At 39.3% G+C, this 8696-nt stretch carries 15 protein-coding genes and 2 pseudogenes; 1 reads left to right on the forward strand and 16 read right to left on the reverse strand.

Annotated elements, in window-relative coordinates; genetic code table 11:
• The 7 genes from C3Z13_RS09175 to C3Z13_RS09205 form a co-directional block, all read right to left on the reverse strand.
• A partial coding sequence (locus C3Z13_RS09175) for an SPFH domain-containing protein (RefSeq protein ID WP_342750357.1) occupies positions 1 to 449 on the reverse strand: 449 nt, incomplete at its 3' end.
• Positions 450 to 666: 217 nt separating this feature from the next.
• On the reverse strand, positions 667 to 936 hold the full coding sequence (locus C3Z13_RS09180; protein ID WP_103855713.1) for a hypothetical protein: 270 nt from the start codon (positions 934 to 936) through the stop codon (positions 667 to 669).
• Positions 929 to 1411 carry a hypothetical protein gene (locus C3Z13_RS09185; protein WP_103855714.1) on the reverse strand — a complete coding sequence of 161 codons (483 nt, stop codon included), beginning with the start codon at positions 1409 to 1411 and terminating at the stop codon, positions 929 to 931. Before C3Z13_RS09185 ends, C3Z13_RS09180 begins: the two co-directional genes overlap by 8 nt.
• Positions 1398 to 1583: a hypothetical protein gene (locus C3Z13_RS09190; protein WP_103855715.1), complete on the reverse strand. Its 186-nt coding sequence runs from the start codon at positions 1581 to 1583 to the stop codon at positions 1398 to 1400. Before C3Z13_RS09190 ends, C3Z13_RS09185 begins: the two co-directional genes overlap by 14 nt.
• Positions 1567 to 1986 carry a hypothetical protein gene (locus tag C3Z13_RS09195; protein WP_103855716.1) on the reverse strand — a complete coding sequence of 140 codons (420 nt, stop codon included), beginning with the start codon at positions 1984 to 1986 and terminating at the stop codon, positions 1567 to 1569. The genes C3Z13_RS09190 and C3Z13_RS09195 overlap by 17 nt, the downstream gene beginning before the upstream one ends.
• Positions 1987 to 2221: 235 nt before the next feature.
• Positions 2222 to 2461, reverse strand: a complete 240-nt coding sequence (locus C3Z13_RS09200; protein WP_103855717.1) for a hypothetical protein — start codon at positions 2459 to 2461, stop codon at positions 2222 to 2224.
• A 95-nt stretch (positions 2462 to 2556) separates the two neighbouring features.
• Positions 2557 to 2814 carry a DUF6378 domain-containing protein gene (locus tag C3Z13_RS09205; protein ID WP_103855718.1) on the reverse strand — a complete coding sequence of 86 codons (258 nt, stop codon included), beginning with the start codon at positions 2812 to 2814 and terminating at the stop codon, positions 2557 to 2559.
• 458 nt (positions 2815 to 3272) lie between these two features.
• Between C3Z13_RS09205 and C3Z13_RS09215 the strand changes: the two genes are divergently transcribed.
• Positions 3273 to 3881: an IS1595 family transposase gene (locus C3Z13_RS09215; RefSeq protein WP_245872616.1), complete on the forward strand. Its 609-nt coding sequence runs from the start codon at positions 3273 to 3275 to the stop codon at positions 3879 to 3881.
• 155 nt (positions 3882 to 4036) lie between these two features.
• Here the strand turns inward: C3Z13_RS09215 and C3Z13_RS09220 are convergent, their stop codons facing one another.
• The 9 genes and pseudogenes from C3Z13_RS09220 to C3Z13_RS09255 form a co-directional block, all read right to left on the reverse strand.
• A complete protein-coding gene (locus C3Z13_RS09220) occupies positions 4037 to 4618 on the reverse strand; it encodes a hypothetical protein (RefSeq protein ID WP_103855720.1) in 582 nt (193 codons plus the stop codon).
• 278 nt (positions 4619 to 4896) lie between these two features.
• Positions 4897 to 5518: pseudogene (locus tag C3Z13_RS09225) on the reverse strand (YqaJ viral recombinase family protein).
• Entirely contained in the window at positions 5515 to 6303 is a 789-nt protein-coding gene (gene bet, locus C3Z13_RS09230) for a phage recombination protein Bet (RefSeq protein ID WP_103855721.1), read from the reverse strand. The pseudogene C3Z13_RS09225 and the gene bet overlap by 4 nt, the downstream one beginning before the upstream one ends.
• A 69-nt stretch (positions 6304 to 6372) precedes the next feature.
• Positions 6373 to 7266 (reverse strand): hypothetical protein, encoded by an 894-nt coding sequence (locus C3Z13_RS09235; protein ID WP_103855722.1) that lies wholly within the window; start codon positions 7264 to 7266, stop codon positions 6373 to 6375.
• Positions 7267 to 7437 carry a hypothetical protein gene (locus C3Z13_RS11725; RefSeq protein WP_181022047.1) on the reverse strand — a complete coding sequence of 57 codons (171 nt, stop codon included), beginning with the start codon at positions 7435 to 7437 and terminating at the stop codon, positions 7267 to 7269.
• Entirely contained in the window at positions 7434 to 7664 is a 231-nt protein-coding gene (locus tag C3Z13_RS09240; protein ID WP_103855723.1) for a hypothetical protein, read from the reverse strand. The genes C3Z13_RS11725 and C3Z13_RS09240 overlap by 4 nt, the downstream gene beginning before the upstream one ends.
• A complete protein-coding gene (locus C3Z13_RS09245) occupies positions 7657 to 7926 on the reverse strand; it encodes a hypothetical protein (protein WP_103855724.1) in 270 nt (89 codons plus the stop codon). Before C3Z13_RS09245 ends, C3Z13_RS09240 begins: the two co-directional genes overlap by 8 nt.
• Before the next feature lie 18 nt (positions 7927 to 7944).
• Positions 7945 to 8253 (reverse strand): hypothetical protein, encoded by a 309-nt coding sequence (locus C3Z13_RS09250; protein WP_103855725.1) that lies wholly within the window; start codon positions 8251 to 8253, stop codon positions 7945 to 7947.
• 91 nt (positions 8254 to 8344) lie between these two features.
• A pseudogene (locus tag C3Z13_RS09255) lies at positions 8345 to 8696 on the reverse strand (hypothetical protein); the annotation flags it as partial.

Genomic DNA, 8696 nt, shown 5'->3' on the forward strand with positions numbered 1-8696 from the left:
TTGTTGAATTGGATCACGGTTTGCACGGCGGTAATTTCAAGGGGGTAGCCTTTCACCGCCTCACGAATTTGCGTGGTAATATCGGTAGTGAGCTTGGCACGATTTTCTAACGCCCGTTGTGCCGTATAGCCACTAAAGACGATTTCTAACGCCTGACGACTGCGTGGCTCAATCAACTGATTAATCATATTGTCGGTCGTGCGATAATTTTTATACACGAGAATAGGATCAGTGAGTTTATAGGTAATTACTAGTGCCGTTATTACGGTCTGCGTATCTCTGGTATAAGCAGAAATACCGCCCGTTAAATCGCCTGACTCATTGAACGAACCGAGTGTGATTTTTTGTTCACGAGTGGAAAACTTGATGTCATCTTCAAGCCAAGAACGCCAATGCAGCCCTGCCGTTTTTGTTTCGACAATTTCGCCATATTTGGTTACTAAGCCAATTTCTCCCTCATCTACAGAAAAAGGTGAGCAAGCGGAAAGGCTTAGTGTCGCAGTAAGAGCTAAAGCTAAATGTGATTTTTTTCATTGTTTTCTCCTGTGTTTAATGAATAAAAAAGCCACTTGTTACAGTGGCTTGTTAGTTTTCAGGTGGACTTGGTAATGGTTGCCAAAATTCTGTCGTAGCAATACCTAAAATTAAATTTAATTTTTGCATTCTTTAATCTCCCAATTTAGTGTCAAAATAATGTTTAATTAATTTCTTTATACCACGTTGTCTATATTTACTGTTGTTATAAAACCATAAACCAGTGGAAGGGTAATAATTAATCACCCCTTTTTTAGTAGTGATTTGGATATGAGTATCACTGCAAGATTTAAATGGAATATTATTTCCGATTAATAATGCTTTACCATTAATCTTGTTTTTAAAGCGTTTTTCTTGCCTAGCAGAGCGTAGCTCTCTAAACATTTCACCCATATCACTCATTTTTATATTCCACTTTATAATTAAGTAATGCTTTAGCCATAGCTTCAGCACCTTCTTGAGTTTCAAAGACCAAACCTTGTTCAATTAGATTTTTGTCTATTTCATATTTAGCATAAAATCGATCTGAAGTGGTGTAGCTAGAATTACTAAATATTGGATACCAATAATCATTACCTTCTTTAAGAGTATCTAGCGTTACTGGTTCAGGTACTTCGATACCGTTAATAAAACGTTTAGGCTTTGGCTCTTCCCACATACCTACAATGTCCATACTTGTTTTCCACCTTTTGTCGTGCCGTCCCTGTAATGTCCAACACGAAGCAACGGCTCGTCCATCAGTTTTAATCGCATACCCCACCAATTCATAGTCACTATCGTATCCTTTCGGCACTGTACCTTGTATATATGCCTTTCTTCCATCACATAATTTAACTGGCTCACCTGCCAGTGCTTTTTCTAAATCAAATGGTTTCATAATTAACCTCTCTTTTTGTTTCATCTACTGTTGTCATTACTGCTTTTATTACATCTTCTGAAAATAAACCCAGTAATCTTTCTTTGTTAAATTTTGATTGGATATATACGGTCTTAATAAAACTTAATACTGCTTTATCAAACTCATCTTCCAAATTAACTTTGTATGTCATACGCAGCCATAGTTTTAGCGAAATTAATTGTTTCTTGTGTTACGGTTTCTTTATCCCATTTAATTGAGTTATCATCTAGATGACAAGTATCAAAACCTAATACTAAATAATTAACACTATCTAATTCTGAGAATAATTCCTGTATGTTTTCTCTAAATCCATCTTTAAAATTGAAGATATATTTACCAAATGTAATTTCTCCGTGCGGTAGAGTTATACCTTCTTGATACAGTTTCTTATTAATATCTACATAATCTAACTTATATAGTGGGTGCAAAATTCCTAGAAGAATATATCCATTATGCGTACCTTTTATGAATGGTATATAAAGGTCATCATTGTCTACAATAAATGCACCTAGTACTTCATTAGTCGGTTTCCACTCTAATTTTTCAATTTCCATAATCAATCCTCCATAGGCACAATCAATAAATTTTTATGACTAATATCACGATATTTAATTTGATATGCGTGCACTTGTTTTATTTCATCAAGTGGCAAGCCGTATCTTGTTTCTCTGGCTATATCCCAACCAAATGAGCGTGATTTTCTAAAATAATATATTTTTACCATCTCCCATAATTAAGTCAGGTTCTTGTGGCTTAAATATTGATAGCTTCATACTCTCTCCTTTTCTACTACAAACAAACACCAGTCAATTCTTCAAGTAATTTCATAAGGTTTGCTTTTTCACCTTGCAAGGCTCGCAGCTCCCGCATTGCTTCAATAGCAACAAAATTTAAGCTGCCACACCGGTGATAGAAAAACTCTTGTAAGGTTATATCTGGCATATAATCCGAAAGTTCTAAATCATCAAGATCAATATCTACATCAACGTCAACATCGACAGTGACGGTATGAGTAATGATTTTCCCCATTTTTTCTCCTATAAGGCAATAAAAACCGCTATTTAGCGGTTAGGTGTCAGATTTTGAGCCTTTATATAATCCACAACTGGCACACTTACCGATTGCTATGGCTCAAACTGCTTACCGAGCGCAAGGCTCGCGTAGCCAATAATGTCTTCCCAGTGGTCAGGAAAACTTTCATTGCCATTACAAATTCGAGTGACTTTCGCTTGTATCATTGTCATTGCGTAAGCCGCCACTTTATTTCGTTCAAATAGCTGGCTATCAATAATGGGCTTCATCAGGTGATAAAAAGTTTCTGCACCGCTGACAAAGTCTCCGTGCGTTTTTTCTCGTTCGTTGAGTAGTTCGTTTGTGTTCATTGTTCGTGCACCTCTAATAAATCATCATTTAATTCAAATCCATCATAAAAATCAGTTAATTCAATTCCGCATTTCCCAACGCAAAAACCTTCTTCTTTGCTAAATAGGTGTCGCGTTAAGTCATTAACATCCCATAACGTAGTATTGTTGTAGATATAGTGGATTCTCACTGTTGCGTATTTTAAAAAGTAATTCAGATGTTCATTAAATTCATCATCTTCATTGGGAGAGTCCACCCAAAACTGATTAATATGGATAATGGCTTGCTCGACCGTTTTTATTCCTTCTTCTTTTAAAGAGTCAGAAAAGTCTTTGAAGCCAAAATCTATTTCCCAGTTTGCGCTTAGCTCTAGGTCAATAAAATTAGGGCTGTCCTAGATAACAACTAAAAAATCTATTTAGGTTAGAATGAACCAATGAGAAAAAGTCATCTAAGTCAGCACAAATAAAATAAACTCATTGAGCTATTTGTTGCAGGTGTTACTGCAAGGACAGCAGCAGAGTTAGTCAATGTAAACAAAACGACTGCCGCATATTACTTTCATCGTTTACGCCAACTCATCTATCAAAACAGCCTTCACTTAGAGATGTTTGAAGGTGAAATTGAAGCCGATGAAAGTTATTTTGGCGGTGCTCGCAAAGGCAAACGTGGTCGTGGTGCGGCAGGGAAAATTGCGGTATTCGGGCTTCTCAAGCGCAATGGCAAGGTTTATACCGTTGCGGTTCCAAATACGCAATCTGCCACCTTGTTACCCATTATTCGGGAGCAGGTAAAGCCTGATAGTATTGTTTACACCGATAATTATCGTAGTTATGACGTGCTTGATGTGAGTGAATTTAGTCATTTTCGTATCAATCACAGCACACATTTTGCTGAAAATCATAACCACATTAACGGAATTGAGAATTTTTGGAGCCAAGCAAAACGCCATTTACGCAAATTTAATGGTATCCCAAAAGCGCATTTTGAGCTTTATTTAAAGGAATGTGAATGGCGTTTTAATTACAGCAACATAAAAAGTCAAATTTCTATTTTAAAACAATTGGTTAAAGGGAGTTTAGTCTAGTTATCTAGGACAGCCCCTAAAATTATTCAACCGCACTTCATAAACGTTTTTTCATTTTTCGCCCTCATAAAAAAGCCCTTAAATAAGGGCTATCGTCTAAAAAAACTGTCTAGATTTCGTCTAGGATTGTCTAAGCTAGACAAGTTAAATTAGGATTATTTCAACGCATCTTTCAACGCATTCAGCGCATTATCAAGCTCTGTTGAGGTATCAAGGAGTTCATTTAAGAGCCGTTCATATTTTCCTTTCGCTTGTACCGCATTAAGGATTAACGGATCAAGAAGGGTTCTTAAATTGTGCTTTTCTTCAGCTTCCTGTTTTTTCGCTCTTGCTAATTCTGCCGCTTGTTTAGCTAAGTTTTCCAGCATTTCGGGGGAGAGCTTGTCTAATTGTTGCATATCTTTTTCCTTTGTTGTTGGTGTAATTGGGGATGTTGGGCGTAATTCTTTTTTTAGATCAAGTTTTGCGACCCAAAGTTTCGGCCCGTATTTGTTACTTGTGATTCTAATCAATCCAAATTCTTGCAGATCGTTGAGGATTAGCTTTGTTTCGTCATCGGTTAAGTGGATAGAACCACACTTCCTGTTCTTAAATGATTTCTCCGCATCAATAATGCGTCCCTGCCGAGTTCTATTGCTCCATAGGACTTCCAGAAATACTGTGGCAACATTCGCTAATCTAATCCCGAGTTTGTTTGCCTTAATATATTCATCAATCACCTTTTTCATATTTTTCACTGTATAATCTCCATAAATTAATCCTGCGCTTTGGTTAGTAATACAATCATTGCCTAATAGCTCTACCCGTTTTTCATCAATGAATAACGCCGCGGAAATATCATCTTTGAAAGATGGGAAGTTGACAACAGAACCATTAAGCGAGATCCTAGGTATAAATTCATTGTTTTGAGTCTTTAATACACCAATAAACCCCGATTTACTCTTAAAAGCTCCGTGTAATAAATTGGAGTGCCATTTGTCTGATGTGGTAGAGTCTCATACCTCCCTCCTAACCATTAATTTTCGGCTTTTAATGCCCTAAGTGCGATCAAAAATTCGGGAATATATTTATCAAACAAACGCCTTCATTAATATTTCATCACGTTGTGCTGTGTAAAGATAAAAAGGCTGTTTTTGATATTCAGGGCAATAACTGACAAAATCCCACGTCTCATAGCCTGTCACCCATAAGGCGGATTGCACTTGAATAACGTACTCACTCGGCACACCACCTTCGAGCAAATATTTGATATGGGTTTTCATTTTGGGGCACTTGATTTCAAGCCCTTTTCTAAGGGAGGGAATGAGTCCATCGGGGCTAATCATTAGCTCTTTGTCGGCATTGAGATAGACACCGCCAACCTGTACAACATCATTGCCTGTTTCAAACTCATACGCCATTCTTGCCAGTGGCTCAAGCTGATTGCCGCGTTCCATTGCAGCGGTTTTTACGCTTTCCTTCGCGCCTTCAATGATTTCGGCAATCAGTTCAGCAAGATAGCTCAACCAGCTAGCGGACTTTTGCCCGCTGTTAGATACAATATTTTTAATGCCCGTGCCGGTAGGAATGCCTAGCCGTGCGGCTAGCCATTCTTCCGAGCCTTGTTCACAATCAAGGGTGATCAAACCGTCTATCATAGTGGGATTCCTTCATCTGCGTTATTGGCTTGATTTTGTGCATTTTGTTTATCAAGTGTAAGATTTAATTTTTTCAATACGCCTTCTGCACGTTCTGCCGTTATCAGCTCTAATTCATTCACTCCAGCTGATGCCAATACTTTTTCAAGCGGTGTACCAGTGAGTTCAATTAACTGACGAATTTCTGCTACTTTTTCAGGCGTGGCGTGAATGATATTTGTCGCAGTGGTGTCAATGACCGTTGGTTTTGGCGTTACATTTAACGGTTCTTTTTGATTTTCTACAATGCGTTCAGCTTCGTCTTGGTCGTAAATACCTGTAAAGCCAAAAGCTAACCTTGCGCATTGGATCATTGCTTTATGGCGTAACATTCGTTTTGGGTGCGATTTCCACGGTTGCGTGTTGCGGCTACATTCGATCATATATTCCGTAACTGTTGTTGGGCGAGTGCGGTCTTTACGGTAGATATTACAGGTGCAACTGTTATCATCATTAAAGGTAAATTCAATACCGTCAAATTGTGGGTGGTCGTTCATAATGCGAGACCAACCATCCACGCCGACAATCGGCACAATGCCACCGTTATTTGGGAATGCGTAGATTTCATTTGTCCAAGGGTTTAAGCCGTGTTGGTTAGCAACAACCAGTAGGGCGGTCATTTGGTCGGGGCTTACATTTTGCCCACGAAAGGCAGTTGCCATTAGGGTTTGTAGTAGATTTTCGCTACTGCCCATTTCAAAGCGTTCAGCGAGTTTTTGAGTGAGTGTTTGAAGTGCTGTTGTCATCGTATAATCCTTATTGTTTAACAATCGTTGCCGTAATACCCAACGCTTTCACTGGGGCAAAATGTTCTCTTAATTGCTCAAGTGTTCCTGTGAAAGGAATTTCTTGAGCTGGGATTTTGAGGATAAATTGCGTTGCCGCAGGTAGCATTTCTTGCGTTGGCGTTTGCGGTTCAATATGCGCGGTGTTTTCATTGGTTTCTGTTTTTTCGTTGTGGTTTGTAAGGCGTTAAGGTTTGCTTCCGCTTCTGCGCGCGCTTTTGCTTCTTGTTCCGCTTTCACTTTTATTTCCGCTTCGCGTTTTTGTTCATCGGCAATGCGTGCTTGAATGAGTGGTTCAAGCTCGTCATCGCCAGTAATCAGATTGAGCCAATCCTTAAAGAGATACTCATAAGAGATAGGGATTAGCTTGCGACGCGCAGAAAGTCGTGCGGCTTCTGCTGCAATTTCTGCCGCGATAAGGGTTTCTTCTGCGTTCACGGCTTTGATGAGCGTAGCAAGGAGGCTACGGCGTTTAGTAGCTTCTTCTAAGCGTTTTTTAACAGTGGCTTTTGGAATAACCTGTTCAAGGGCAATGCACACATCGCTTTCAAAACCTGATTTGATCACTGAAATTCGCTCAAAAGCACCATTGACAATGTTTGCTTTGATCTCTTCTTCTTTGGTGTTCACCAGTTTTTCACGTTCTAAGCGCGCTTGGCGGAAACGTTCGGCAATGTCTTGGGCTTGTTCAAGCAATTTGTTAATATTGCCTTGCTGTGCATTTTTAATTGCCGTGCGCGTTTTATCCTCTAGCTCTTTCAGTAATTTCACTTCTTCTTTTGCTTGAGCAAAATCATTATCCGTCTCAAATGTTTGTGTGAGCGTTGATAAAAATTGATCTGCTTGCTTTTCAAAGTCGGTAATATTGCAAGCAAGCACTTTGCTTTCAGTGCTAATAATTAACTCAAATTTTTGGTTTTCCATTTATCCTCTCCCGTAACAGTTACTTTTCCAATAATCGCAATCATCATCGCAAGGCTCGAAGTTATCGCTATCATCAGGATCGATTTTATCTTCGTCTTGTTGCTCAAATTGCTCATAATAGTCTTGGTCGCTATCGCATTGCCAAGCACTTAAAAATCCGCGGCGTTTCATTGTGTTACCTCATTTCTGAAAGATTCTTCAAAAAAGAGCATTATTCCTTGCTGTTTGCACGTCTGTATTTTCTCTTTAAACTCACGTGTTTCTTTTGCCATTTGGGGCGAATGGCAAACAGGCGTACGATAAATATTTAAATTCGTTTTGAGATTGGCGATGTAGCCACGAAATCCACCGTCGTTGGCATAAATGCCTACTTCATAAGCGAGGTTGGCTTTACTCATTGATTTTCTCCTGCAAAAGTGCGGTGTAATTTTGTAGATATTTTTCGCTTTCGGCGGTTAGGTTTGGTTGTAAATCGCCGTGTTCTTTTTTCCATTCTGGGCTTGCCTGGAGTTGCATTTCTGTGATTTGTTCTTGGCTAAAGCCTTGAGCGGTATAGTGTTCTTCAACGCTTTGGGCGTAAGCCTCTGCAAGGCTCAGAGCAGAGATAACGACAAATAAAATGAGTAGGGTTTGTAAGGTATGTTTGATCAGTGCGTTCATTTTTTTACTCCCAATAAATTACAATTGCGTTAATTTATAAGCCAAAAGCTCAACGTGATCTTTATTTTCCTTATCTGTCTCAAAGTTGAGTATTTTTCTTCCCGAAGTGACAATTTCGTTGTTAAATTTAACGGTGGGCAATCGTTGATTAATCTCATCTAGTCCATACTGGGTGAGATTGAAAAAGGTGAAAATATGAAGAGCGTTATTATGGTAATGGTTTACGATAACGCCCAATGCTGAGATGTAATAATTAGCTATAAAGTGATTGCCTAATTTACTTCTTAGATAGTCTCCTACGGGAGTTTTGAATTTTCGTGTTGGCATTTTTGTTTCCTTCATAAAAAAGCCCACCTGTTACAGTGGGCAACCTTAGGAGTATGTCTGCACGGGGTTTAACGCCTTCCGTGTGGGCGTATTAGTTGTTCAACCTTGATTTAGCGACTTCAATCAAGAGCTGATATTCTCTTTTTGTTTTTTCATCGTGAACTTCCGCGGATTTTTTCAAAAACTCCTCAACAGAGCCACTAAAACAGCCTCTAGTAGCCCACAATACTCCTTGTTCAGTTTTAAATATGGTTAATGTACCGTACTCCGTGCCCACGTTCGAAAACCAGACAATACCAGATCTCTCGCACACCTTGGCATTACTGCACACCCAGGCATCGCCGTACACCTTGGCATTGCCGTACACCTTGGCATTGCCGTACACCTCAGCATCGCCGAACACCTCAGCATCGCCGTAACACCTCGGCATCGCCGTACACCCA

The sequence above is a fragment of the Avibacterium endocarditidis genome (assembly GCF_002921145.1).
Classification (GTDB): domain Bacteria; phylum Pseudomonadota; class Gammaproteobacteria; order Enterobacterales; family Pasteurellaceae; genus Avibacterium; species Avibacterium endocarditidis.

Excerpts from the sequence above, each read along its gene's own strand:
- C3Z13_RS09180 (WP_103855713.1), bottom strand. The coding sequence starts at position 936 with ATGAGTGATATGGGTGAAATGTTTAGAGAGCTACGCTCTGCTAGGCAA.
- C3Z13_RS09185 (WP_103855714.1), bottom strand. The coding sequence starts at position 1,411 with ATGAAACCATTTGATTTAGAAAAAGCACTGGCAGGTGAGCCAGTTAAA.
- C3Z13_RS09190 (WP_103855715.1), bottom strand. The coding sequence starts at position 1,583 with ATGACATACAAAGTTAATTTGGAAGATGAGTTTGATAAAGCAGTATTA.
- C3Z13_RS09195 (WP_103855716.1), bottom strand. The coding sequence starts at position 1,986 with ATGGAAATTGAAAAATTAGAGTGGAAACCGACTAATGAAGTACTAGGT.
- C3Z13_RS09200 (WP_103855717.1), bottom strand. The coding sequence starts at position 2,461 with ATGGGGAAAATCATTACTCATACCGTCACTGTCGATGTTGACGTTGAT.
- C3Z13_RS09205 (WP_103855718.1), bottom strand. The coding sequence starts at position 2,814 with ATGAACACAAACGAACTACTCAACGAACGAGAAAAAACGCACGGAGAC.
- bet (WP_103855721.1), bottom strand. The coding sequence starts at position 6,303 with ATGACAACAGCACTTCAAACACTCACTCAAAAACTCGCTGAACGCTTT.
- C3Z13_RS09235 (WP_103855722.1), bottom strand. The coding sequence starts at position 7,266 with ATGGAAAACCAAAAATTTGAGTTAATTATTAGCACTGAAAGCAAAGTG.
- C3Z13_RS11725 (WP_181022047.1), bottom strand. The coding sequence starts at position 7,437 with ATGAAACGCCGCGGATTTTTAAGTGCTTGGCAATGCGATAGCGACCAA.
- C3Z13_RS09240 (WP_103855723.1), bottom strand. The coding sequence starts at position 7,664 with ATGAGTAAAGCCAACCTCGCTTATGAAGTAGGCATTTATGCCAACGAC.
- C3Z13_RS09245 (WP_103855724.1), bottom strand. The coding sequence starts at position 7,926 with ATGAACGCACTGATCAAACATACCTTACAAACCCTACTCATTTTATTT.
- C3Z13_RS09250 (WP_103855725.1), bottom strand. The coding sequence starts at position 8,253 with ATGCCAACACGAAAATTCAAAACTCCCGTAGGAGACTATCTAAGAAGT.